At 74.1% G+C, this 25,175-nt stretch carries 17 protein-coding genes, 2 tRNA genes and 1 pseudogene; 4 read left to right on the top strand and 16 right to left on the bottom strand.

All coding sequences use genetic code 11. The features are described from left to right. Positions 1-15: 15 nt before the first annotated feature. Both ACZ47G_RS20755 and ACZ47G_RS20750 read left to right on the top strand, forming a co-directional pair. Positions 16-87: transfer RNA gene (locus ACZ47G_RS20755), tRNA-Val, on the top strand. Positions 88-131: 44 nt separating this feature from the next. Next, positions 132-203, top strand: a tRNA-Val gene (locus ACZ47G_RS20750). 324 nt (positions 204-527) lie between these two features. Here the strand turns inward: ACZ47G_RS20750 and ACZ47G_RS20745 are convergent. Next, positions 528-728: a hypothetical protein gene (locus ACZ47G_RS20745; protein WP_465744646.1), complete on the bottom strand. Its 201-nt coding sequence runs from the start codon at positions 726-728 to the stop codon at positions 528-530. A 406-nt stretch (positions 729-1,134) separates the two neighbouring features. On the opposite strand from ACZ47G_RS20745, the pseudogene ACZ47G_RS20740 reads away from it, so the two are divergent. Further along, positions 1,135-2,469: pseudogene (locus tag ACZ47G_RS20740) on the top strand (serine/threonine-protein kinase); the annotation flags it as partial. A gap of 963 nt (positions 2,470-3,432) precedes the next feature. On the opposite strand, the gene ACZ47G_RS20735 reads toward ACZ47G_RS20740, so the two are convergent. Next, positions 3,433-4,239 carry a TrmH family RNA methyltransferase gene (locus ACZ47G_RS20735; protein ID WP_465744644.1) on the bottom strand — a complete coding sequence of 269 codons (807 nt, stop codon included), beginning with the start codon at positions 4,237-4,239 and terminating at the stop codon, positions 3,433-3,435. Between the two features lie 89 nt (positions 4,240-4,328). Between ACZ47G_RS20735 and ACZ47G_RS20730 the strand changes: the two genes are divergently transcribed. Beyond that, positions 4,329-7,070: a SpoIIE family protein phosphatase gene (locus ACZ47G_RS20730; RefSeq protein ID WP_465744642.1), complete on the top strand. Its 2,742-nt coding sequence runs from the start codon at positions 4,329-4,331 to the stop codon at positions 7,068-7,070. A 48-nt stretch (positions 7,071-7,118) separates the two neighbouring features. Here the strand turns inward: ACZ47G_RS20730 and cobA are convergent, their stop codons facing one another. The 14 genes from cobA to argJ all read right to left on the bottom strand — a co-directional run bounded on the left by cobA (position 7,119) and on the right by argJ (position 25,175). Further along, positions 7,119-8,366, bottom strand: a complete 1,248-nt coding sequence (gene cobA, locus ACZ47G_RS20725; protein ID WP_465744640.1) for a uroporphyrinogen-III C-methyltransferase — start codon at positions 8,364-8,366, stop codon at positions 7,119-7,121. Positions 8,367-8,474: 108 nt separating this feature from the next. Continuing rightward, positions 8,475-12,404, bottom strand: coding sequence for a nicotinate-nucleotide--dimethylbenzimidazole phosphoribosyltransferase (gene cobT / locus ACZ47G_RS20720; protein WP_465744638.1), 3,930 nt, complete (start codon positions 12,402-12,404; stop codon positions 8,475-8,477). 482 nt (positions 12,405-12,886) lie between these two features. Next, positions 12,887-14,143, bottom strand: coding sequence for a precorrin-6y C5,15-methyltransferase (decarboxylating) subunit CbiE (gene cbiE / locus ACZ47G_RS20715; protein ID WP_465744636.1), 1,257 nt, complete (start codon positions 14,141-14,143; stop codon positions 12,887-12,889). 176 nt (positions 14,144-14,319) lie between these two features. Further along, a complete protein-coding gene (locus tag ACZ47G_RS20710) occupies positions 14,320-14,955 on the bottom strand; it encodes a GNAT family N-acetyltransferase (RefSeq protein WP_465744634.1) in 636 nt (211 codons plus the stop codon). A 199-nt stretch (positions 14,956-15,154) separates the two neighbouring features. Then, positions 15,155-15,979: a MetQ/NlpA family ABC transporter substrate-binding protein gene (locus ACZ47G_RS20705; protein WP_465744632.1), complete on the bottom strand. Its 825-nt coding sequence runs from the start codon at positions 15,977-15,979 to the stop codon at positions 15,155-15,157. A 58-nt stretch (positions 15,980-16,037) separates the two neighbouring features. Then, positions 16,038-16,766 carry a methionine ABC transporter permease gene (locus tag ACZ47G_RS20700; RefSeq protein ID WP_465744836.1) on the bottom strand — a complete coding sequence of 243 codons (729 nt, stop codon included), beginning with the start codon at positions 16,764-16,766 and terminating at the stop codon, positions 16,038-16,040. Between the two features lie 5 nt (positions 16,767-16,771). Further along, positions 16,772-17,797: a methionine ABC transporter ATP-binding protein gene (locus tag ACZ47G_RS20695; RefSeq protein WP_380462191.1), complete on the bottom strand. Its 1,026-nt coding sequence runs from the start codon at positions 17,795-17,797 to the stop codon at positions 16,772-16,774. Between the two features lie 579 nt (positions 17,798-18,376). After that, on the bottom strand, positions 18,377-18,880 hold the full coding sequence (locus ACZ47G_RS20690) for a GNAT family N-acetyltransferase (RefSeq protein ID WP_465744629.1): 504 nt from the start codon (positions 18,878-18,880) through the stop codon (positions 18,377-18,379). A 422-nt stretch (positions 18,881-19,302) separates the two neighbouring features. Next, positions 19,303-19,560: a sigma-70 RNA polymerase sigma factor region 4 domain-containing protein gene (locus ACZ47G_RS20685; RefSeq protein ID WP_380462189.1), complete on the bottom strand. Its 258-nt coding sequence runs from the start codon at positions 19,558-19,560 to the stop codon at positions 19,303-19,305. A gap of 129 nt (positions 19,561-19,689) precedes the next feature. Beyond that, positions 19,690-21,126: an argininosuccinate lyase gene (gene argH, locus ACZ47G_RS20680; RefSeq protein WP_465744626.1), complete on the bottom strand. Its 1,437-nt coding sequence runs from the start codon at positions 21,124-21,126 to the stop codon at positions 19,690-19,692. 116 nt (positions 21,127-21,242) lie between these two features. Continuing rightward, positions 21,243-21,791, bottom strand: a complete 549-nt coding sequence (locus ACZ47G_RS20675; protein ID WP_188303078.1) for an arginine repressor — start codon at positions 21,789-21,791, stop codon at positions 21,243-21,245. A 23-nt stretch (positions 21,792-21,814) separates the two neighbouring features. Next, complete coding sequence (locus ACZ47G_RS20670; RefSeq protein ID WP_465744624.1) at positions 21,815-23,020, bottom strand: acetylornithine transaminase; 1,206 nt, start codon at positions 23,018-23,020, stop codon at positions 21,815-21,817. Next, positions 23,017-23,892 carry an acetylglutamate kinase gene (gene argB / locus ACZ47G_RS20665; RefSeq protein WP_380462194.1) on the bottom strand — a complete coding sequence of 292 codons (876 nt, stop codon included), beginning with the start codon at positions 23,890-23,892 and terminating at the stop codon, positions 23,017-23,019. The genes ACZ47G_RS20670 and argB overlap by 4 nt, the downstream gene beginning before the upstream one ends. Positions 23,893-24,026: 134 nt before the next feature. Continuing rightward, positions 24,027-25,175, bottom strand: coding sequence for a bifunctional glutamate N-acetyltransferase/amino-acid acetyltransferase ArgJ (argJ, locus tag ACZ47G_RS20660; protein WP_465744833.1), 1,149 nt, complete (start codon positions 25,173-25,175; stop codon positions 24,027-24,029).

Here is a 25,175-nt window from a genome sequence, read left to right as displayed (position 1 = left end):
CAACCGCCACATCAGGCGCGATTAGCTCAGCGGGAGAGCACTACCTTGACACGGTAGGGGTCACTGGTTCAATCCCAGTATCGCGCACAGTAACGGGCCCCTCGGGGCCTGCTGCACAACCGCCACATCAGGCGCGATTAGCTCAGCGGGAGAGCACTACCTTGACACGGTAGGGGTCACTGGTTCAATCCCAGTATCGCGCACAGTAACGGCCGAGGCCGCGATCCGTCAGGGTCGCGGCCTCGGCCGTTTGTCGTTCCGGCTGGACTGAGGCTGGGGCCTCGGGGCTCTCGGGGCCGGAGACCTCTCGGGGCCGGAGACAGAGAAGAGCCGCGTACGGTCGCCCTCACCGACGTCCGTACGCGGCATCTCCGCCTGCCGGGGCGCTCTGCGAACCGCTCTCGCCCGTCCGCGTGTCAACGCGGTCGCGGCCTCCCCGGCGGCACTGCTCCCCGTCCCCAGGGGAACAGTGCCCGTTCTGGTGTACCTCTTACTACGGCCTTGGTGCCCTCGAGGCTTCGACGGCCTCAGCGGCCGATCAGCTCCGCCAGGGCCTCGGCCTGGTTCGCCAGCTGGTCCCACCCACCGAACAGCAGCACCAGGAGCACGGCGCACGGCAGGGCCATGGCCAGCGCCACCGCGGGGTGCCGGGTGGGCTGCTCGGCGGACTGGGACTGGGTGAAGGCCGACCGAGGCCGGCGGGGGGTGCCCGTCTGCTGCGATGCCATGGCCCTGCTCCTGATCCGGTCGAGTTGGCGCGGTGGACGGCTTACCTCGGGGGACGAGCTCCCCGTCCACCGCTGGACACAACGCTATTGGTCGGGGGGCTTCCTGGGCGTCATGCCGTCGTACTGTTCCTCGGGCATCCCGGAGGATGACGCTCAGACTCAAGGCGTACTACCGAAGGGGGAGGGAGGTCCCAGCCCGTCCCCGAGGGAACCCTGAGGGGCAACCCCGAGAAACGATTCGGCACTCCTATGACCTGCAGTTCAGCGCACCATCCGACAATCGCACGGTGGCTTCAGGTGTTGCGTATCAGCACACCGCAGCGGGCAGTCCGTAAGCTGTGCCAGACAGGAACTGACGATGCCCCAACCGACGGGGCCTCACCCACAGGCTGACGGGGAACGAGACATGGCGATGATGCGGCTGAGGCGTGAGGACCCCCGCATCGTCGGGCCGTACCGCCTGCACCGGAGACTGGGCGCCGGCGGCATGGGCGTCGTCTACCTCGGCTCCGACCGCCGCGGACAGCGCGTCGCCCTCAAGCTGATCCGCGCCGAACTCGCCGAGGACCAGGAGTTCCGCACCCGCTTCGCCCGCGAGATCGCCGCCGCCTCCCGGATCCGGGGCGGCTGCACCGCCCGGGTCGTCGGCTCCGACATCGAGGCCGACCGCCCCTGGCTCGCCACCGCGTACGTCCCCGGGCCCTCCCTCTACAAGCGGGTCGGCGACGAAGGACCGCTCAGCTGGCCCGAGGTCGCCCGGATCGGGGCCGCGCTGGCCGACGGGCTGGTCAAGGTCCACGAGGCCGGGGTCGTCCACCGCGACCTCAAGCCCTCCAACATCCTGCTCTCCCCGCGCGGGCCGCGGATCATCGACTTCGGCATCGCCTGGTCGCGCGGCGCCAGCACCCTCACCCACGTCGGCACCGCGGTCGGCTCCCCCGGCTTCCTCGCGCCCGAACAGGTACGCGGCGTCGCCGTCACCCCGGCCACCGACGTCTTCGCCTTCGGCGCCACCCTCGCCTACGCGCTCACCGGCGACACCCCCTTCGGCTCCGGGGCCTCCTCCGAAGTGATGCTGTACCGGGTCGTCCACGAGGAACCGGACCTCTCCGCCGTGCCCCCGCAGCTCGCCCCGCTCATCCGGGCCTGCCTCGCCAAGGAACCCACCGAACGGCCCGGCGCCGCCGCCCTCCACGAGCGGCTCAGCGAACTGGCCGCCCGCGGCGCGGCCACCGCAGGCGGCGGGCGCGGCGCCCGTCGAGGGGCGGCCCCGGCCGCAGCGCCCGCCGACCCGGCCGACGCCCCGCAGGCACCCCAGCAGGAGGACGGACGGCCGGGCGTACCGGCCCCCGGGCGCTCGCCCGAACCCTCCGCACCCGCGCCGCGGGCCCGCGCGGCGGCCGGCCGGGCGGGCGGGCAGCCGGCCGGAGCGTCCGCACGGCGCCCGCACGGCGCGCCGCTCCCCCGGCCCGAGGCCACGCCCGTCACCCGTCCGCTGCGGGAGCGCCCGCACACTCCGCCACCGGCCAGACCCCGGCCCCGGGACCGGCAGCACACCCCGGCGCCCGGGGGGCGGCCGGGCACCGCGCGGCAGCGGCTGCTGCGGCAGCGGCTGGTCGTCTTCGTCACCGTGACGATCGGCGTCGCGCTCGCCATCGCGGCGGCGCAGGGCTGCGAGAACCGGAGCAACCAGGGCGCACGGCCGGCGGTCGGACAGACCGCCCCGGCCGGCCCCCGGGGCGGCGAACAGGCCGTACCCGGGACCTCGGTGGACGTCGCACCGCAGGCCACGGCGACGCCGCTCCCGGCCGCCGCGCGCGGCACCGGGGACAGTGCGTTGGCGCCCGCGCAGGGGCCCGGGCCCGTGGTCGACTGGCCCAACCACAGCTATCCCGACGGGGCGGGCGGGCCCGCCGTCAACCTGAAGGACGGCCGTTCGGTCGGCGGCGGACCCCAGGTCGCGCTGAGCGCGGTGCTGCCGGCTCGGTACAAGGGCCAGCCGGCCGCGGTGGTCGTGCTGCGGCGAGCGGAAGGGGCGGCGCCGGTCGACCTCGTCCAGCTCTACACCTTCGCCGGGGACAACCCCGTCGCCACCACCTCCCGCACCTCCACCGCCGACCCGCAGGCCACGGCCACCTGGCGCCTCGACGGCAGCGCGGTCGTCCGGGAGGAACGCGTGGCCGCCACCGGCGCGGTCATCTCCACCCGCTACACCGTGCGCGGCGACGGCACCCTCGACGAGTCCTGGCCCGGCGCCGGCGCCTCCGGCGGCACCGGCCTCACCACCCCTCCCCCGGCCGCCGCACCGGCACCGCCGACCGCCCCGGCGGGCTGAGCGCGGGGAGTCGGGCGGCGAGTGGGGTGACGTTGCGTGGCTGGAGTGGGGAGTTCCGGCTGACGGGGCGATGGGGATTGCGCGGCGCGCGCGAGAAGTCGGATGGGTCGACTTTCTGTGCTGCGCGGAGAAAGCCGGGGGTGCGGGGGCTGGTGGGTGGGCTTACCGCCGTGAGAACGCGGTGCCGCGGCAGGGGCGGGTTGCAGGGGTAGGTGCAGGAAGTCGGGCAGGCCGACTTCTCGTGTAGCGCCACCGGCAGGGATAGGAAGTCGGGCGGGCCGGATTTCCGTGTGGGCGAGTGAGGGGTGGGTCGCCGCGCGCTCGGGCTGGGGGTGGGGTGATCCGGTGCGGGGCGGGTTGTGAGGGGGGTCAGGGGGTGGTGACGGCGTAGAAGGCTACGGCGGCGGCGGCGCCTACGTTGAGGGAGTCGATGCCGTGGGCCATCGGGATGCGGACGGGGTGGTGGGCGGCGGCGATGGCTCGGGGGGTGAGGCCGTCGCCCTCGGCGCCGAGGAGGAGGGCGGTCTTGGGGAGCGAGTGGGGCGCGAGGGTGGCGAGGTCGACAGCGGTGTCGGCGGGGGTGAGGGCGAGGAGGGTGAAACCGGCGTCGCGGACGGTTTCGAGGGCGGCGGGCCAGGGGTCGAGGCGGGCGTAGGGGACCGCGAAGACGGCGCCCATGGAGACCTTGACGGCGCGGCGGTAGAGCGGGTCGGCGCAGTCGGGTGAGAGCAGGACGGCGTCCATCCCGAGGGCGGCGGCGCTGCGGAAGATCGCGCCGAGGTTGGTGTGGTCGACCAGGCCCTCCAGGACGGCGACCCGGCGGGCTCCGGCGAGCAGGTCGGCGGCGTCCGGGAGGGCCTTGCGCTCCATCGAGGCGAGCGCGCCGCGGTGGACGTGGTAGCCGGTGACGGCCTCGGCGAGCCCGGGTTCGACGACGTGGACGGGGGCGTCGGCCTCGGTGATGACATCGGCCATCACGTCGAGCCACTTGGCGGTCAGCAGCATCGACCGCATCCGGTAGCCGGCCGAGAGGGCACGGCGGATGACCTTCTCCCCCTCGGCGATGAACAGGCCCTCGGCGGGTTCGCGGCGGCGGCGCAGTTCGACGTCGGTGAGGCCGGTGTAGTCGGCGAGGCGGGGGTCGGCCGGGTCGGTGATGGTGCTGGGTTCGGACACCCTGCGATCTTGCCAAGCCGGGGCGGGGAAGGCCAAACGGCGGAAGGGGCGGGGTGGTCCCGGGCTAGTCTGAGTGTAAATATGACCGTATGGCCCGAAATCCGGGCCGATCCTGGGCTCCGTCGGCCTCTGGTGCCACCGGCGACGCCGGTTCCTCCGGTGGGCGCCCACACGGTCGGCAACAACTGCCCCGCGCGAAGCGGCCGCGACCGGCACGGCACCGGTCGGTGGCCGGGCAGGTGTTCGCGCTGCAGATCCTGATCGTGCTGCTGCTGGTGGTGGGGGCCGGGGTGGCGCTGGTGGTGCAGTCGCGCAACGACGCCGACCACGAGGCGCGCAACCGGTCGGTGGCGGTCGCCCAGTCCTTCGCCAACTCACCGGGCATGGTGGCCGCGCTGCGCTCCCCCGACCCGACCGCGATCCTCCAGCCGAAGGCGCAGTCCGCGCGGATCGCCACCGGCGTGGACTTCATCGTCGTGCTCAACAACCAGGGCATCCGGTACACCCACCCCAACCCGGCCCGGATCGGCCAGAAGTTCGTCGGCACCTACGAGCCCGCGCTGCACGGCCAGGTGGTGACCGAGCACCTCAACGGCACGCTCGGACCGCTGGTCCAGGCGGTGGTCCCGGTGTACGCGCCGGACGGCTCGGTGGCCGGGATGGTCTCGGCCGGCGTCACCCTGAGCAAGGTCTCCACCGCGAGCGAGCGCCAGCTGCCGGTGGTGCTGGGCGCGGCGGCGGGCGCGATAGGACTGGCGACGCTGGGGACCGCCCTGATCAGCCGCCGACTGCGGCGGCAGACCCACGGGTTGGGCCCGGTCGAGATGACCCGGATGTACGAGCACCACGCGGCGGTGCTGCACGCGGTGCGCGAGGGCGTGATGATCGTCGGCGGGGACGGGCGGCTGCTGCTCTGCAATGACGAGGCGCGCCGGCTGCTGGACCTGCCGCAGGACGCCGAGGGCCGCCCGGTGACCGACCTGGGCCTGGAGCCCGCGCCACTGGAGCTGCTGACCGCCGACCGTCCGGTGAGCGACGAGGTGGTGCTGGCCGGCGAGCGGCTGCTGGCGGTGAACGTACGGCTGACCGACCAGGCCGGCGGCCCGCCCGGCTGCGTCGCCACGCTGCGCGACTCCACCGAGCTGATGGCGCTGACCGGGCGGGCCGAGGGCGCGCAGCGGCGGCTGCGACTGCTGTACGACGCCGGGGTGACGGTGGGCAGTTCGCTGGACGTGACCCGGACGGCGGAGGAGCTGGCGCAGGTCGCGGTGCCGCGGTTCGCGGACTTCGTCACGGTGGACCTCGCCGAGCAGGTGCTGGCCGGTGAGGAGCCGCCGTCGGTCGGCTCGCTGGGCCAGGTGCGCCGTACCGCGCTCGCCGGGACCGCGGACGACGCGCCGTTCCACCCGGTGGGCACCGTGCTGGACGTGGTCCCGGCCACCCCGCTGGCCGGGGCGATGCACAGCGGCGTGCCCGGCCTGGAGCCGCGGCTCGCGGAGGCGCACGGCTGGCGGGAGCAGGACCCGGAGCAGTCGGCCCAGGTGCTGGCGTACGGGGTGCACTCGCTGGTGCGGGTGCCGCTGCGGGCCCGCGGGGCGCTGCTGGGGGTGGCCCGGTTCTGGCGGGCGGAGCGGCCGGAGCCGTTCGATCCGGAGGACCTGAAGCTGGCCGAGGAGCTCGTGGCGCACGCGGCGGTGTGCATCGACAACGCCCGCCGGTACACCCGTGAGCACGCGATGGCGGTGACCCTGCAGCACAGCCTGCTGCCGCGCAGCCTGCCGGACCAGAACGCGCTGGAGGTGGCGCACCGCTACCTGCCGGCCCAGGCCGGGGTGGGCGGGGACTGGTTCGACGTGATCCCGCTGCCGGGCGCGCGGGTGGCACTGGTGGTCGGCGACGTGGTCGGCCACGGGCTGCACGCGGCGGCGACGATGGGGCGGCTGCGGACCGCGATCCACAACTTCTCCACGCTCGACCTGCCGCCGGACGAGCTGCTGGGGCACCTGGACGAGCTGGTGAACCGGATCGACCAGGAGGAGGGCGGCGGCGCCGAGAGCGCCGGGCTGACCGGGGCGACCTGCCTGTACGCGATCTACGACCCGGTGTCGCGGCGCTGCACGCTGGCCGGTGCCGGGCACCCGCCGCCGGCCGTGGTGGACCCGCAGGGCCGGGTGACCTTCCCGGAGCTGCCGATCGGGCCGCCGCTGGGGCTGGCGGTGCTGCCGTTCGAGACCGTCGAGCTGGAGCTGGCCGAGGGCAGCCGGCTGGTGCTGTACACGGACGGGCTGGTGGAGGACCGCGAGCGGGACATCGACGAGGGCCTGCAGCTGTTGCGGGCGGCGCTGGGCGGGCCGGCCCGCACGCCCGAGCAGACCTGCGCGGACGTGCTCGGGGCGATGCTGCCGGCGCATCCGCAGGACGACATCGCGCTGCTGGTCGCGGAGACCAGGGTGCTGGCGCCGGACCGGGTCGCCCAGTGGGACGTGCCCGCCGAACCGGCGGCGGTGGGGGCGGTGCGGGCGCAGGTGGCGCGGCGGCTCGCGGACTGGGGGCTGGAGGAGGCCGCGTTCGTCACCGAGCTGATCCTGAGCGAGCTGGTGACCAACGCGATCCGGTACGGCTCCGAGCCGATCCGGGTGCGGCTGCTCCGCGACCGCACGCTGATCTGCGAGGTGTCGGACGGCAGCAGCACCTCGCCACACCTGCGGTACGCGGCGACCGAGGACGAGGGCGGGCGCGGGCTGTTCCTGGTCGCCCAGTTCGCGGACCGCTGGGGGACGCGCTACACGGCGACCGGGAAGGTCATCTGGACGGAGCAGCCGCTGGAGTAGCCGCGGCGCGGGAAGTCGGACCGGCCGACTTCCCACGCCGCGCGGGGCCTACCGCCGGAAGGCGGCCGCCAGCACGTTGACCACATCGCCGACCACGATCACCGCCGGGGGCTTGACGCCCTCGGCCTCGACCACGGCGGCGACGGTGCCCAGGGTGGCGTCCACCCGGCGCTGGGCGGCGGTGGTGCCCTCCTGGACGATCGCGACCGGGGTGTCGGCCGCCCGTCCGTGGGCGACCAGCTCGGCGGCGATCGCGCCGATCTTGTCCACGGCCATCAGCAGCACCAGGGTGCCGCTCATCCCGGCGACGGCCGGCCAGTTGGTGACCGAGCGCGGGTCGTCCGGGCCGACGTGGCCGGAGATCACGGTGAACTCCTGGGTCAGCCCGCGGTGGGTGACCGGGATGCCGGCCGACTCCGGGACGCTGATCGAGCTGGAGATGCCGGGCACCACGGTGACCGGGATGCCGGCCTCGGCACAGGCCAGCAGCTCCTCGCCGCCGCGGCCGAAGACGTACGGGTCGCCGCCCTTGAGCCGGACCACGAACTTCCCGGCCTTGGCGTGGTCGATCAGCGCCTGGTTGATCGCCTCTTGGGCCATCTGGCGCCCGTACGGGATCTTGGCGGCGTCGATCACCTCGACGTGCTCGGGCAGCTCGGCGAGCAGTTCGCGCGGGGCGAGGCGGTCGGCGACCACCACGTCGGCGTCGGCGAGCAGGCGGCGGCCACGCACGGTGATCAGGTCCGGGTCGCCCGGGCCGCCGCCGACCAGGGCGACGCCGGCGCCGTGCGTGCGGTAGGAGCGGGCGGCCAGCGAGCCGTCCCGCAGGCCGCCGACCACGGCGTCGCGCAGGGCCGCGGAGTGCCGCGGGTCGCCGGTGAGCACGGCGACGGTGGCGCCGGCGTCCCGGCCGCTGGCCGGGGTCCAGGCGGTGGCGGCGGAGGCGTCGTCGCTGCGGGCGCAGAACACCCGCTCGCGCTCGGCCTCGGCGCTGACCGCCGCGTTGACCGCCGGGTCGTCGGTGGCGACCAGGACGTACCAGGCGCCGGTCAGGTCGCCGTCCGCGTACGGGCGGGCGTGCCAGGTCAGCTCACCCGCGTCGGCCATCGCCTGGACGGCCGGGGTGGTGGCCGGGGATATCAGGTGCAGCTCGGCGCCGGAGGCGATCAGGGCCGGCAGCCGACGCTGCGCGACCTGGCCGCCGCCGACCACGACGACGCAACGGCCGGCCAGCAGCAGGCCCACCGGGTACGGGGTACGGCCCTCGGTGCTGGGGTGCGGGGTGGGCGCGCTCATCGGCGGTGCTCCTGATCGGGGACGAGGGGTTCGGGGCAGTGCGGTGGTACGCCGCTCCGCGGGCCGGCGCGCCCTCGGGCCGGTCCGCGGAGCGGGTGAGGTGGTGCGTCAGGCCTTCTCGGTGACCCCGGCGGAGTCGAAGGTGGCTACATCGTGCATCGCGCGGGCCGCACTCTGCACCAGCGGGAGCGCCAGCAGGGCGCCGGTGCCCTCGCCGAGCCGCAGGTCCAGGTCGATCAGCGGACGCAGGCCGAGCTTCGCCAGCGCGGCCTGGTGGCCGGGCTCGGCGGAGCGGTGGCCGGCGATGCAGGCGGCCAGCACCTCGGGGGCGATCGCCTTGGCGACCAGCGCGGCCGAACCGGCGATCACGCCGTCCAGCACCACCGGGGTGCGCAGCGACGCGGCTCCGAGCAGGAAGCCGGCGATGGCCGCGTGCTCCAGGCCGCCGATGGCGGCGAGGACGCCGATCGGGTCGTTCGGGTCGGGCTGGTGCAGGGCGAGCGCGGCGCGGATGACCTCGATCTTGCGGGCGTGGGTCTCGTCGTCGATGCCGGTGCCGCGGCCGGTGACCTCGGCCGGGTCCAGGCCGGTGAACACCGAGATCAGGGCGGCCGAGGCGGTGGTGTTGGCGATGCCCATGTCGCCGGTGACCAGTGCCTTGTTGCCGGCCGCGACCAGGTCGCGGGCGGTCTCGATGCCGACCTCGATGGCCTGGAGGGCCTCCTCGCGGGTCATCGCCGGGCCCTGGGTCATGTCCGCGGTGCCGGGCTTGACCTTGCGCGGCAGCAGACCGGTGGCGCGGCCCTGCTGGACGGCCTGCGGCAGCTCGGCGGCGACGCCGACGTCCACCACGCAGACCTCGGTGCCGATCTGCTTGGCGAAGGAGTTGATCACCGCTCCCCCGGCCAGGAAGTTGCCGACCATCTGGGCGGTCACCTCCTGCGGCCACGGGCTGACGCCCTGGGCGTGCACGCCGTGGTCACCCGCGAAGATCGCCACGCAGGCGGGCTCCGGGATCGGCGGCGGGCACTTGCGCGACAGGCCGCACAGCTGGGCGGAGATGATCTCCAGCATGCCGAGCGAGCCGGCCGGCTTGGTCATCCGCTTCTGGCGGTCCCAGGCCTCGCCGAGCGCCTTGGCGTCCAGCGGGCGGATCCCGCGCAGGGTGTCGGCGAGCAGGCTCTGCGGCTCCTCGCCGGGCAGCGCGCGGTTGCCGTACTGCTCCTCGTGGACCACCCAGGCGAGCGGGCGCTTCTTGGCCCAGCCCTGCTGCTCCAGCTCCGGCTCGTCCGGGAAGGAGTCGACGAAGCCGACGCACAGGTAGGCGACGACCTCCAGGTGCTCGGGCAGGCCCAGCTCGCGGACCAGCTGCTCGTCGTCGAAGAAGCTCACCCAGCCGACGCCCAGGCCCTCGGCGCGGGCGGCCAGCCAGAGGTTCTCGACGGCGAGGGCGGCCGAGTACGGGGCCATCTGCGGCTGGGTGTGCCGGCCCAGGGTGTGCCGGCCGCCGCGGGTGCGGTCGGCGGTCACCACGATGTTCACCGGGGTCTCGAGGATGGCCTCGATCTTGATCTCCCGGAACTGCTTGGCCCGGCCCTTCGGCAGCGAGTCCGCGTACGCCTCGCGCTGGCGCTCGGCCAGGGCGTGCATCCGCCTGCGGGTCTTCGCCGAGCGGATCACCACGAAGTCCCACGGCTGCGAGTAGCCGACGCTGGGCGCGGTGTGGGCGGCCTCCAGGACGCGGATCAGCACCTCGTGCGGGATCGCGTCCGGGCGGAAGCCGTTGCGGATGTCGCGGCGCTCGCGGATCACCTGGTGGACGGCGTCGCGGCCGGCCTCGTCGTAGCCGGGGGCGGCGGGGCCGCGCGGCTCGGCGGGCTCGGCGACCTGCTCGGCCTCGGCGGCGGGGGCCTCGGACGGGTCGACGGGCTGCTCGGGCTGCTGGTCGGCGGGCTGCTCGGCCTGGGCCTCGGGCTGCGGCTCCTCGGTGGCGAGGGCCCCGGCCGCCTCGGCCTCGGGGGCGACGGCCTCGGCGGGCTGCTCCCCCGGCTGGTCGGCGGCGGCTTCGGCGGGCTGCGCGACCGGCTGCTCCGGCTGCTCGGCGTGTTCGGCCTGCTCGGTGGCGGGGGCCTCCTCCTGGACGGCCTCCGGCGCGGCGGCGAGGGCGACGGGCTCGGCCTGCTCCGCGGTGGGCTCGGCCGTCGGCTCCTCGGCGGCCGGGGCCTCCGCGGGCTGCTCGGCTTCGGGGGCGACTGCCTCGGCGGGCTGGGCAGCCTCGGCGGGCTGGTCAGCAGCGGCGTCGACCGGCTGCTCGGTGACCGGCTCGGCCTGGGCTTCGACGGCCGGCTCGGCCGGTACGGCCTCCGGCTGCTCACCCTCGGTGACGACGGGCTGGACGGCGACCGGCTCCGCCACGACGGTCTCGGCGGCAACGGCCTCGGCTGCGACGGCCTCCTGGTCGGCGCCCTCGGGAACGGCCTGGCCGGAGGGCATCTCACCGGTGCCGGCGGCGGTCTCGGCGACCGGCTCGGCCGGGACCTCGACGACCGGCTCGGCCTGAACCGCCTCGACCTGGGCCACCTCGGCCTCGGTCATCCCGGTGACCTGCCCGGCCTCCTGGATCGCCTCGGCGGCCGGGGCCGGCTCGGCGGCGGCCTGCGGCGCGTCGGCGGCCGCTATGGGAGCGGGCTGCTCCGCTGCCGTCTCCTCGGCCGCCGGGGCCTGCTGGGGCGCCTCGACCTTGGGCAGGCCGTGCGGGGTCGGGGCGGCGAGGAAGGCGGAGATCCGGCGCGGCTGGCCGGCCGGGGCGGCGGCCTCGGTCTGCTCGGCGGGCGCGGCGGGCGCCGACTGCTCGGCGGCCACGACCGGCGCGGCACCGGCCTCGGTCCCGGCAGTCTCGGTCACCGCAGTCTCGGGCGCGGCGGCCTCGGTCACGGTGGCCTCCGTGGTCTCCACGGCGGCGGCGTCCACGACCACGGTCTCGATCGCGGGGCTCTCCACGGCGGCGGCCTCGGCGACCGGCTGCTCGGCGGCCTCGGTCGGGGCCGACTCGGCCACCACGGCTTGGGCCGCCTGCGCGGCCTCGGGGACCGGCTGGACCTGGACGGCCTCGGCGACCGGCGCGGCCGGAACCGCCTCCGGGGTCTCGATGACCTCGATGACCTCGATCGCCCCGACCGTCTCGACGGTCATCAGCCCCTCGACCGGCGGCGCGGCCAGCGGCACCTGCTGGTAGCCCTGCGGCACCTGGTGAACCGTCGGACCGGCGTCGGCCGTGGTGGGAACCGGGGCCACCGGCGCGGCGGGCGCCATCGGGGCGGCCTGCGGCACGCCCTGCGGCGCGGCGCCCGGGACCGGCACGACGGCCTCGCCCATCGGCGGCCGGCCGACGACCGGGATGCCGTGCGCGGGCGTACCGCCCTGCGTGGGGCCGCGGTCGGCCAGCGAACGGACCGGCACCTGGCCGGTCATCAGCGAGGGGTCCGGGATCGGCGGACCGGCGTGCAGCGGGCGGCGCGGCGCCTGAGCCTGGGTCATCGGCTGCTGCGGCTGCGCCGGGGCGGCGTGCAGCGGCTGCTGCTGGACGTGCTCACCGCCGAGCACCGGCGGGTCCACCGGCGGCCAGGACGGCTCGACCGGGGTGCCGTCCGGCTGCGCGAACGGCGCCTGCTCGGCGCCCCAGGAGCCCTGCGGGCCGGGCATCAGCAGGACGTCGTCCTCGTCGTCCAACCCGTCCGGCTGGTCGACGAAGTGGAACGCCGGACGGGCCGCGCCCTGGTCGACGGTCCAGCCGTCGCCCGGGGCGGCCGGGGCCGGCACGCCGGGGACGGCGAAGTTCGGCTGGCCCTGCGGCGGGATCACGCCCACGCCGGGCAGGCCGCCGACCGGCGCCGCCGGGTGGGGGATCACCCCGCCGTCGGTCGCGACGCCCTGCAGGGGTGCAACGCCCGCGACGCCCTCCGGTCCGCCGAGCGGGTCCGGCCCGGCGTTCAGGTGCTCCGGCAGTCCCTCGCCCGGGACGTGGCCGCCATCGGTCATTGTCAAAGCTCCTTCCAGGCCGCTGCCGCGCCCCTTGGCGACGCGATCACCGACCGCAGCGCCCATCCGCACGGGCCGGGCCTGCACCGACCCGCCCCTCAACACACGCGGCCGCCGCGCCGTGGCGCTGCGGCCCAAGTCCTTCCGGCGCGCTGCGGCACCCCGGCCCGGGCACCGCCGATGAGGGCGGTGCACCATCTGAATCAACGACAACCCGGAGCAACCGGCACGACCGCACCGGACCCTACGGCATTCTCCAGGTCCGGCACGCGGCCCGTCGAATTGCCCACACTCCGAGCGGAACCGGGTTGCACCACGTCAAAAAGGTGACAAACCGACCGAATCGGGTGGGTCGTCGGCGGCTGCAGCCGCCTGGGACGCCACACTACCGGCCCGGCGCGGCGACCTCTCGAATCGGTGTCCGGATGCGACCTGGATCACCGCGCGGTGCGCCCGGCGGTCCCGGCGCACACCCGAGGCCTTCACACGATCTGCTCACCCCAGAGCAGCAGTGCGCCGCTCGCGCCCGACCCGAGCGCCAGTGCGCCGCCGTCCTCGGCGGCCTGCAGCGGGGTGGACTGCAACAGCGTGCCGTCCGCCCGGTACCCGGCCCCGGCGATCGCCCGGTGGATCTCCTCGGCCTCGGCGAAGGTCCGGGCGAGGGCGACGAAGCGCTCGGGCTTGCGTGCCAGCACCGCGCGCACCACGTCGAGGCCGCCGGACTCCACCACGGCCGCGTCCGGCTCCGGCAGTCCGCCCAGCACCTCGGGGCCCTTCCCGTACACCGTCTCCACCTCGACGCCGTACCGGCGGGCGTTGACGGTGAGTCGGGCGCAGGCCGAGCGGGAGCCCTCGACGGCGACCACGGCGGCGCCGAACCGGGCCGCCTCCACCGCGAGGGCTCCGCTGCCCGCGCCGACCGACCAGACGAGGTCCCCGGGACGTGCACCCAGACGGGCCAGCACCAGGGCGCGCACGTGCGCGGGCAGCGCCTCCGATGCGCCCGGTACGTCCTCCGTGCGCCCGGCGCCCGCATAGGCGTCGCCGGGGAGCGCCCAGCCGCGGTCCGCGCCGGGGTAGCCGAGCGGGCGCCCGGCGAGCCAGCCGGCCGCCTCGCCGACCGCGCCGGCCTGGGCACCGCCGCCGATCACCAGCACCACATTGGGGTCGCGCCAGACGTGGTCGGCGATCCGGTCGGAGGTGAGGACGGTGACGTCCTCCTCCGGGGTGCCGAGGGCCTCGCAGACCACGAAGGTGCGGTGCACCCCGCGCAGCATCAGGGCGAGTTCGCCCGGCCCGGCGCCCGGGGCGGTGAGCACCGCGACCTTGGGGTGGGCCCGGCAGATGTTGGCCGCGCGGCGCAGCCGTCCGCCGTGGGCACTGACCACCTGGGCGTCCTCCCAGGGCATGCCGGCCCGGGCGAAGGCGGTGGCGACGGAGGAGACGGCGGGCAGGACTTCGAGCTCGAGGCCGTACTCGGGGCGGCGCAGGGTGCGCACCACGCCGAAGAAGCCCGGGTCGCCCTCGGCGACCACGACGGCGGCGCCGCGGTGCTCGGCGATCGTGCGGGCGGCCTGCTGGATGTTGCCGAGGGCGAGCCGCTCGGCGTCCTCCGGCACCGGGAGGGCGTCCAGTTGGTAGGGCGCTCCGGCCACCAGGGTCGCCGCGGCGAGGGCCGCGCCGGCGGCCTCGGTCAGTGGCGTACCGTCCCACCCGATGACCGTGATCCGGTCAGCCATCTGCGGCCGTTCTCCCTCGACTCGTTGCGCGGCTCGTTGCGCGGCTCGTGGCGCCGGCTGTGCGGCGCCGGTGGAGAGGCTACCGGGTGTGGTCCCCCGGAGGCCGACATCTCGCACACATGTCCGCGCCGCGCGGGTGACCGGCGGGGGAATGCGGGGGAATGCGGGGGGCGGGATCAGTCGCGCAGCACGTAGCGGTGGTCGCCGTGCCAGCCGTCGCGGTGCAGTTCGGGCGACTCCAGGTCCTCCGGGAGCAGGCTCCACAGGATCAGGTCGCTGCGGCTCTCCTCCACGACCTCGCCGGACTCGCCGCGGACTATCCAGGCGCTGCGCAGCACGCCCTCGCTGATGCCGCCGATCTTCTGGGCGACCTGCTGGGCGGAGGTGTTGCCGGCGGCGGTGCGCAGCTCCAGGCGCAGGAAGCCGCGGTCCTCGAACAGCCACTGGGCGACGCCGAGGACGGCCTCCGGGGCGTAGCCCTCGCCGCGCGCCCAGACGGCGGTGACGTAGGAGATCTCGGTGCTGCGCAGCCGCCAGTCGGTGTTGCGCAGTTCGACCAGGCCGACCAGGCGCTGGGTGAGGTGCTCGGTGACGGCGAAGACGATGCCGCGTCCGCCGGCGCGGTGGGCGGGGGCGAGGGTGCGGGCGAGCTCGGCCGCGTACTCCTCGGTGAAGGGGTGCGGGAGGTCGGTCCAGGCCAGTACGAGGTCGTCGGCCATCATCGTGGCCAGGCCCGGGGCGTCATCCTCCGCAAGGGGCCGCAGCAGCAGCCGTTCGGTGCTGATGGCGGTCTCGGGGAAGCTCGCTGCCATGCCGTCTCTCCTCGCCGGGTTGTGAACACAACACCGTACGCCTCCGGCGCGCCCCGGGTATCAGGCGGTGCGCGGCCCGCGCGACGGTGCGTCAGAACCCGGTCTGCCGTGGTGTCCCTGGTGCATACTGCCCGACCGGGCCCCCGCCGAGGTGCGGCGGGGGCCCGGTCGGGCACTACGAGGTATGACCGTACGACGATCAGAAGGCCGGGATGACCGAGCCCTGGAAGGTGTCGTTGATGTACTTCTTGACCTCGTCGGAGTGCAGCAGCTCGGCCAGCTTCTTCACCCGCGGGTCGTTCTCCTTGCCCTTCTTGACGGCGAGGATGTTGGCGTACGGGTTGCCCTCCGCCTTCTCCAGCACCAGGGCGTCGGTGGCCGGCTTCAGGCCGGAGTCGATCGCGTAGTTGCCGTTGATCACGGCGGCGTCGAGGTCGGTGATGGAGCGGGGCAGCTGGGCGGCCTCCAGCTCCTTCCACTTGAAGTTCTTCGGGTTGCCCGTCACGTCCGCGGGAGTGGCGGCGGTGCCGGCGCCGTCCTTGAGGGTGATGAGCTTGTTGTCGGCGAGCAGCTTGAGCGCCCGGCCCTCGTTGGTGGCGTCGTTCGGCACACCGATGGTGGCGCCGTCCGGCAGGTCGTTGATGGACTTGACCTTCTTGGAGTAGACGCCCAGCGGCTCCAGGTGAACGGGCTCGACCGGGACGATGTCGGTGCCGTTCTTCTTGTTGAAGTCCTCCAGGTACGGGACGTGCTGGAAGTAGTTGGCGTCGGCCGAACCATCCTGCACCGCCGTGTTCGGGGTCACGTAGTCGGTGACCTCCTTGATGTCGAGCTTCAGGCCCGCCTTGGCCGCGAGGTTGTCCTTGACGAACTTGAGGATCTGCGCGTGCGGGGTCGGGCTGGCCACGACCTTCAGCGGCGCGTTCGGGTCCGAGGAGGACGAACCCGAGCTGCCGCACGCGGCCAGCGACAGGGCGAGGCCGGCGGTGGCGAGGACACTGGTGAACTTCAGAACGTTGCGCACGAAAAGTGCCTTTCTGCGTGGTACGGGGAGCCGCGTCCGGAGGTCGGACGAGGGAGGTCTAGGAGGCGACGAGGTCCTCGTCGGGGGCGGTGGCACGCGGGGGGAGCAGGCGGGTGCGTCCGCCGCCGCGGCCCCGGTTGGCCAGCCGGCGCACGGCGTAGTCGCCGGCCAGCTGGATGATCGTGACGATGATCGCGATCTCGGCCACGATGATCCACATGAAGGTGGTCTCGAAGCGCAGGTAGCCGTACCGGTAGGCGAGGTCGCCGAGGCCGCCGCCGCCGACCGTGCCGGCCATCGCGGAGTAGCCGATCAGCGCGATGACGGTGGTGGTGACGGAGGCGACGATGCCGGGCAGCGCCTCGGGCACCAGCGTCTTGCGCACCAGCGTCCAGGTGCTGCCGCCCATCGCCTGGACGGCCTCGATCAGGCCGCGGTCGACCTCCCGGACGGAGGTCTCGACCAGCCGGGCGAAGAACGGGATCGCACCGACCGTCAGCGGCACGGTCGCGGCCTGCCAGCCGAGGGAGTTGCCGGTCAGCCACCGGGTGAAGGAGATCAGCGCGATCATCAGGATGATGAACGGCAGCGAGCGGGTGAGGTTCACGATCGCGCCGAGCACCTTGTTCACCGGCTGGTTCTGCAGCGCGCCACCCTTGGAGGTGAGCACCAGCAGGACGCCGAGCGGCAGGCCGAGCAGCACGGTGCAGACGGTCGAGACCCCGACCATCTGGAAGGTCTCCTGGGTGGCGGGCCACATCAGGTCCTGCATCTGGTCCCAGCTCAGGCCAGTCATGCCACCGCTCCGTTCGCCGCGCCGATCACGTCCACCTGCAGGCCCTGCTCGCGCAGGTAGCCGATCGGCACCACGTTGTCCTGGTGGCCGCCGGGCAGCTCGACCCGCATCCGGCCGACCATCCGGCCGGCGATGGTCTCCACCGCGGCGCCGAGGATGTTGATGTCGATCTGGTAGGTGCGGGCCAGCTGGGAGACGAAGGGCTGCGCCGGGGTGTCGCCCTGGAAGGTGATCTCCAGGACGGTCGCGCCGGGGTGGCCGGTGCCGAACTCGCTGAGCGGGAACAGCTCGCGCGCCAGCTCGGAGCCGGGCTCGGCCAGCAGGTCGGTCAGCTCGCCGGACTCCACCACCCGGCCGCCGCGCATCAGGGCGGCGGAGTCGCAGACGGACTTGATGACGTCCATCTCGTGGGTGATCAGCAGGACGGTCAGGCCCAGTTGCTGGTTGAGGTCGCGCAGCAGCTTGAGGATCGAGCGGGTGGTCTCCGGGTCGAGCGCCGAGGTGGCCTCGTCGGAGAGCAGCACCTTGGGGTCGCCGGCCAGGGCGCGGGCGATGCCCACCCGCTGCTTCTGGCCGCCGGAGAGCTGGTTGGGGTAGCTGCGGGCCTTGTCGCCGAGGCCGACCAGGTCGAGCAGTTCGGCGGCCTTGCGGCGGCGCTGGGTGCGGTCCAAGCCGATGATCTCCAGCGGGAGTTCGACGTTCTGCTGCACCGTGCGGGAGGAGAGCAGGTTGAAGTGCTGGAAGACCATGCCGATCCGGCGGCGCGCCTCGCGCAGGTCCTTGCCGGCCCGGTTCTCGCCGCCGGACAGCGCGGTCAGCTCGACCCCGTCCACGGTGACCGTGCCGGAGGTCGGACGCTCCAGCATGTTCACGCAGCGGATGAGGGTGGACTTGCCGGCGCCGCTGGTGCCGACGACTCCGTAGACCTCGCCCGGGCGGACGTGCAGGTCGACACCGGCGAGGGCGGTCACCTCGCGGCCTCGGGAACGGTAGACCTTCGTCAGGTCCGTGGTGGTGATCACAGCTGCTTCCGTGGGTCGGGGGCGGGCGGCGGTGTCGGCCGTTCGACCGGGTGTGCGGTCGGCGGCGTCCTACGACGCGTCACCAGGGGGATCCGGACCTGCCACCCCTTGATCGTGGCCGCAGAACGGCCGGGCCGCGCGACGGCGTGGCCCTAACGAGTCATCGACGGCCGCGGGTCGGCGGGCACGCCGGAGGGAGGGATTCCGGTCTTCCGGGAGGGCGGCGCGCTCACACGGGCAGGAGCGGCGCCGGAGTCTCGCTTCGGGGCGCGAGGTCTCGCTTCGGGGCGCGAGGAGGAGGCACCCTCGACGGGGTGCCGGGGGCGGTGGCCCTCAGCAGTGACACATTCGACGGCACATGGCACGCTCACCTGCCGGCAGCGTGCCGGTGGGGGTCCAGTTCGTCGTCGCAGTCATGTGAGCCAGTAAAACAGATGGGTCGATTTACGCCCAACTGTTCGGGCCCGACTGTCCGCATTGCGGACACGGGCCGCCCCGGAACTGCGGCGGAACGCCTCGACGCCGCCACCGGGGCGTCCGGATGGTGGCGGCGTCGAGGTGCCCGGAGGCGGGCGGGGCTCAGGCGGTCGCGGCCAGCGGGGCGACGACCGGCTTCTCCAGGTGCACGAAGCTCAGCCGGCTGGTGACCGGCTCGACCGCGGTCTGCCGGTAGCCCTGGCGGGCGTACAACCGCAGGTTGCCGAGGCTCCGGTGACCGGTGAACAGCCGGAAGGCCGTCACCTGGCGGCCGTCCTCGGCCAGCCGGCGCTCCAGCGCGTCCAGGAGCCGGCCGCCCAGGCCGTGCCGCTGCATCCGGGGGTGGACGACCAGACGCCCTATCCGGCCGATGCCCTCGGCGTCCACATGGCCGCGCACGGCGCCGACCACCTCATCGCCCAGCCGGGCGACCAGGACGTGCTGCTCGGTCAGTTCGGCGCGCAGGCTCTCCAGGGTCTGCGTCAGGGGCTCGATCGCCCAATCGCCGTACAGCTCCGCCTCGGGCTGGTAGCCCAGGTACTGGAGCTTGAGGATCTGCTCCGCGTCCTCGGCCGCAGCAGCCGAGATGATCACGCTCATGCCCATGTGGAGGGGCCTCCCCAGTCGTCGTGCCCGGCGCGCAGAGGGTGGCGCGCTCACGCTCAGTATCCGAGCGTATGCGCCACCGTCAAGAGTGACGTTCGCCAGCGTGCTACCCGGGTGTCAGGTTCTCTCAACCTTCGACGGGGCAGACGTGGCAAGGGTCACGCCGGGGCCGGGGTGGGGGCGACGCGCCGTGGGCGGGGCGGGGCGAGCTGTGGGGCGCTCGGGTGACCCGGGGCTGGGGCGTGCAGCAGGGGAAGGGGGGTGAGGAGGGGCGGGGGCAGACGTGGCAAGGGTCACGCCGGGGCCGGGGTGGGGGCGACGCGCCGTGGGCGGGGCGGGGCGAGCTGTGGCGCGCTCGGGTGACCCGGGGTGGGGGCGTGCAGCAGGGGAAGGGGGACGAGGAGGGGCGGGGCCCCGCCCGGTCAGGGGTAGCGCTCGGCGTGCAGCAGCAGTCGCAGGCAGGCCAGGCAGCGGGAGCGGGTGGGGCCGATGGAGCCGCGCGGCATGCCGAGGCGTTCGGAGAGCTCGCGGTAGGTGGGCGGCGGATCCTCGGCGAGGGCCGCGATCAGCTGCGGGCAGCGGCCGGGCAGGGCGGCGACGGTCTCGCGGACCACGCGGCGGCGGAGTTCGGCGAGGAAGACGTCCTCGGCGGAGGGGACGGGCGGAAGGGGGGTGCACACACCGTGCATGACGGGCCCGGGCGGGGCCGGTTACGCCCGGACCGGGGCGCGCACGCGGGAGGGGCGTGACGGTCGGACCGTCACGCCCCTCGCGCGCTGCCCCAGGGGTCGATCCCCGTTACGCGGGGATCAGCCCTGGGCCCACTCCTGCTGCCGCGCCAGGTCCGCCTTCACCTCGGCGAGCTGGACCGCGACGGCCGAGGGGGCGGTGCCGCCGCGCCCGTTGCGGGCGGCGATGGCGCCGTGCACGCTGAGCACCGTCCGGACCTCGGGGGTCAGGTGCTCGGAGATCGAGGCGAACTGCTCGTCCGTCAGGTCGGACAGTTCGATGCCCTGGGCCTCGCAGACCTTGACGCAGGCGCCGGCCACCTCGTGCGCGACCCGGAACGGCACACCCTGCTTGACCAGCCACTCGGCGATGTCGGTGGCGAGCGAGAAGCCGGCCGGGGCCAGCTCCTCCAGCCGCTCCCGGTGCACGGTGAGGGTGGCCATCATCCCGGTGAACGCGGGCAGCAGCACCTCCAGGGTGTCGCAGGAGTCGAAGACCGGCTCCTTGTCCTCCTGGAGGTCCCGGTTGTAGGCGAGCGGCAGCGCCTTGAGGGTCGCCAGCAGGCCGGTCAGGTTGCCGATCAGCCGGCCGGACTTGCCCCGGGCCAGCTCGGCGATGTCCGGGTTCTTCTTCTGCGGCATGATCGAGGAGCCGGTGGAGAAGGCGTCGTGCAGGGTGATGAAGCCGAACTCCTTGGTGTTCCAGATGATCACCTCCTCCGCGATCCGGGAGAGGTTGACGCCGATCATCGCGGTGACGAAGGCGAACTCGGCGACGAAGTCGCGCGAGGCGGTGCCGTCGATGGAGTTGCCGACCGAGCCGCCCTCGAAGCCGAGGTCGGCGGCGACGGCCTGCGGGTCGAGGCCGAGCGAGGAGCCGGCCAGCGCGCCGGAGCCGTAAGGGGAGACGGCGGTGCGGGCGTCCCACTGGCGCAGCCGCTCGGCGTCCCGGCCGAGGGCCTGCACGTGCGCGAGGACGTGGTGGGCGAACAGCACCGGCTGGGCGTGCTGGAGGTGGGTGCGGCCCGGCATCGCGGTGTCGGGGTGTGCCTCGGCGAGGCCGACCAGGGCGTGCTGGAGGTCGAGCAGCAGGCCGCCGATGGTCCTGGCGTGGTCCCGCAGGTACATCCGGAACAGGGTGGCGATCTGGTCGTTGCGCGAGCGCCCGGCCCGCAGCTTGCCGCCGAGGTCGGCGCCGAGGCGCTCCAGCAGGCCGCGCTCCAGGGCGGTGTGGACGTCCTCGTCGGCGACGGTGCCGACGAAGGTGCCGGCCTGGACGTCGGCGAGCAGCTGGTCGAGCCCGGCCAGCATGCCGGCCAGTTCCTCGTCGGAGAGCAGTCCGGCCTTGTGGAGCACCCGGGCGTGGGCCTTGGAGCCGGCGATGTCGTAGGGGGCGAGGCGCCAGTCGAAGTGGACCGAGGCGGAGAGCTTGGCCAGCGCCTCGGACGGGCCGTCGGCGAAGCGCGCGCCCCAGAGGCGGACGTCAGTCACTCCTCGGGCGGACTGCTGGGCGGTCATCGCGGTGGCTCCTTCACACATGTACGGTGGGTGGCATAAGTATGCATCACACCGTATGAAACACAAAACCCCGGTCGAAGGGGATCCTTCGACCGGGGTTCCGGGTGTCCGGTGCCCTACTGGGCCTTGGCCTGGGCGAGTTGCATCAGGTGGTCGGCCAGCGCCTGGCCTCCGGCCGGGTCGCGGCTGATCAGCAGCACGGTGTCGTCCCCCGCGATGGTGCCGATGATCTCGAACACCTCGGCCTGGTCGATCGCCGAGGCGAGGAACTGCGCGGCCCCGGGCGGGGTGCGCAGCACGACCAGGTTGCCGGAGGCCGTCGCGGAGACCATGAGCTCGCCGGCCAGCCGGGCCATCCGGCCCTCGCTGGCCGACTCCCCCATCGGGGCGCGCGGGGTGCGGTCGCCGCCCTCGGCGGGGACGGCGTAGATCAGCGCGCCGTCCCGGTTGCGGATCTTGACCGCGCCCAGCTCGTCCAGGTCCCGGGAGAGGGTGGCCTGGGTGACCACCAGTCCGTCGTCGGCGAGCAGCTTGGCGAGCTGGCTCTGCGAACGCACGGGCTGGCGGGTGAGCAGGTCCACGATCCGCCGGTGGCGCGCCGTGCGGGTCTGCGGGACCTGCGGCGTCGGGCCGGCGGCGGAGGGGCCGGAGCGGGATTCGGTCATGTGATTATTCTCCCGGACGACGGTCAACTCGCATCGGCCGGGGCGCTCTCGCGCACCGTCCGGAGGATCTCCGGCAGCGCCGCGAGGAAGGCGTCCGCCTCCTGCTCGGTGAGCACCAGCGGCGGCGCCAGCCGTACGGCGTCCGGAACGGCCGCGTTCACCAGGAAGCCCGCCTGCTGCGCGACGGCCTGGACCTGCGCCGAGACCGGCCGGGTGAGCACGATGCCGAGCAGCAGGCCGGCCCCGCGCACGTGCGAGACCAGCGGGTCGCCGATCGCCTCGACGCCGTGCCGCAGCCGCTCGCCGATCTTGCGGACGTGCTCCAGCAGGCCCTCGGACTCGATGGTGTCCAGCACCGCGAGCCCGGCCGCGGCGGCCACCGGGTTGCCGCCGAAGGTGGTGCCGTGCTGGCCCGGGGTGAGCAGCTCGGCGGCCGGGCCGAAGGCCAGCACCGCGCCCATCGGCAGGCCGCCGCCGAGCGCCTTGGCCAGGGTGACCACGTCCGGCTCGACGCCCTCGGCGGCCTGGTGGGCGTACCAGTAGCCGGTGCGGCCGATACCGGTCTGGATCTCGTCCAGGACCAGCAGGGTGCCGGTGGCCCGGGTGATCTCGCGGGCGGCCCGGAGGTAGCCCTCGGGCAGCGGGATCGCGCCGTTCTCGCCCTGGATCGGCTCCAGGAAGACGGCGGCGGTGTCGGTGGTGACGGCCGCGCGCAGCGCCTCGACGTCGCCGAACGGGACGTGGGTGACGTCGCCGGGCAGCGGGAGGAACGGCGCCTGCTTGGCGGGCTGGCCGGTGAGCGCGAGGGCGCCCATCGTCCGGCCGTGGAAGCCGCCCTGGAGGGCGACCAGGTGGGTGCGGCCGGTACGCCGGCTGATCTTGAAGGCGGCCTCGTTGGCCTCGGCGCCGGAGTTGCAGAAGAACACCCGGCCGCCCGCCCGGCCGTCCAGCTCCAGCAGCCGTTCGGCGAGGGCGATGGTCGGCTCGGCCATGAAGAGGTTGGAGACGTGACCGAGGGTGGCGATCTGCCGGCTGACCGCCTCGACCACGGCCGGGTGTGCGGTGCCGAGGGCGTTGACGGCGATGCCGCCGAGCAGGTCGGTGTACTCCTTGCCGTCGGCGTCCCACAGCTTGACGCCCGCACCGCGCACCAGCGGGATCCGGGGGGTGCCGTAGTTGTCGGTGAAGGTGTGCTGCCACCGGTCCTTCAGCTGGTCGTTCGCGGTCATGCCAGTCCCCCGGTCACGTTCGGTTCGTCGTCCGGCACGACCATCGTGCCGATGCCCTCGTCGGTGAAGATCTCCAGCAGCAGGCTGTGCTGCACCCGGCCGTCCAGCACGCGGGCGGTGCCCACGCCGGAGCGGACGGCCCGCAGGCAGCCCTCCATCTTGGGGAGCATGCCGCTGGCCAGGCTCGGCAGCAGGCCCTCCAGCTCGGTCGCGTTGAGCTGGCTGATCACGTCGTCGGAGTTCGGCCAGTCCTTGTACAGGCCCTCGACGTCGGTCAGCACGACCAGCATCTCGGCGCCGAGCGCGACCGCCAGGGCGGAGGCGGCGGTGTCGGCGTTGATGTTGTAGACGTGACCGTCGACGCCGCGGGCGATCGAGGAGATGACCGGGATCCGGCCGTCCGCGATCAGCGCCTTCACCGCGCCCGCCTCGATGTTGACGATGTCGCCGACCAGGCCGATGTCCACCTGCTCGCCGTCCACCACCGCGTAGCGCTTGACCGCCGTCATGGTGTGGGCGTCCTCGCCGGTCATCCCGACGGCGAACGGGCCGTGCTCGTTCAGCAGCCCGACCAGCTCGCGCTGCACCTGGCCGGACAGCACCATCCGGACCACGTCCATGGTCTCGGGGGTGGTGACGCGCAGGCCGTTGGTGAAGTTGGACTCCAGGCCGAGCTTGTCCAGCTGGGCGCTGATCTGCGGGCCGCCGCCGTGCACCACCACCGGGTGCAGCCCGGCGTAGCGGAGGAAGACGACGTCCTGGGCGAAGGCCGCCTTGAGGCTCTCGTCGACCATGGCGTTGCCGCCGAACTTGATCACGATGGTCTTGCCGTGGAAGCGCTCCAGCCACGGCAGCGCCTCGATCAGCGTCATGGCCTTGGGCAACGCGGTGTTGTTGCGGGCCTGTTCGCCCTTGGGTGCGATCTGCACGGGTTTCCCTCGTCGATGGGGGTCCCCCGGCCGAAGGCTGGGGGAGGATGTCGCGGATCGGCTGCGGGTGCCGCGGCTCAGCTGGAGTAGGCGCTGTTCTCGTGGACGTAGTCGGCCGTCAGGTCGTTGGTCCACAGCGAGGCGCTCGCCGTACCGGCGTTGAGGTTCGCGGTGATGACGACGTCGCGGGCCTTCATGTCCACCAGCTCGCGGTCCTCGCCCACGCCGCCGTCCTTGCAGACCCAGACGCCGTTGATGGCCACGTCGAGCCGGTCGGGGTCGAAGGCGGCGTCAGTGGTGCCGATCGCGGACAGCACCCGGCCCCAGTTGGGGTCCTCGCCGTGGATGGCGCACTTGAGCAGGTTGTTGCGGCCGATCGTCCGGGCGACCTCGACGGCCTCGTCCTCGGTGGCGGCGCCGGTGACGTCGATCCGGATGTCCTTGCTGGCGCCCTCGGCGTCGCCGATCAGCTGGCGGGCCAGGTCGGCGCTGACGGTGCGGACCGCCTCGGCGAACTCGGCCGCGTCCGGGGTGATGCCGGTGGCACCGGAGGCGAGCAGCAGCACGGTGTCGTTGGTCGACATGCAGCCGTCGGAGTCGATCCGGTCGAAGGTGGTGCGGGTGGCGCCGCGCAGCGCGGTGTCCAGGGCGGCGTCGTCCAGGTCGGCGTCGGTGGTGAGCACCACCAGCATGGTGGCCAGGCTCGGGGCGAGCATGCCCGCGCCCTTGGCCATGCCGCCGACCGTCCAGCCGGCCGGGCTGGTGATCTGGGCGGTCTTGTGCACGGTGTCGGTGGTCTTGATGGCGATCGCGGCGGCCTCGCCGCCCGTCGCGCTCAGCTCCCCGACGGCCAGGGTGACGCCGGGCAGCAGCACGTCCATCGGCAGCCGGACGCCGATCAGGCCGGTGGAGGCGACGGCGACCTCGCCGGCGTTGAGCCCCAGCTCCGCGGCGACCCGCTCCGCGGTGGCGTGGGCGTCCTGGAACCCGGCCGGGCCCGTACAGGCGTTGGCGCCACCGGAGTTGAGGACGACGGCGGAGACCCGGCCACCCTTGAGGACCTGCTGGGACCAGAGCACGGGCGCGGCCTTGACCCGGTTGCCGGTGAAGACCCCGGCCGCGGCGAGGGAGGGACCGTCGTTGACGACCAGGGCGAGGTCCGGGGTGCCGGAGGCCTTGATGCCCGCGGTCACGCCGGCGGCCCGGAAGCCCTTGGCGGCGGTCAC

The sequence above is a fragment of the Kitasatospora sp. NPDC030952 genome (assembly GCF_055571335.1).
Note: the sequence above shows the minus strand (reverse complement) of the source record. Positions and strands in the feature narration are given on the sequence as shown.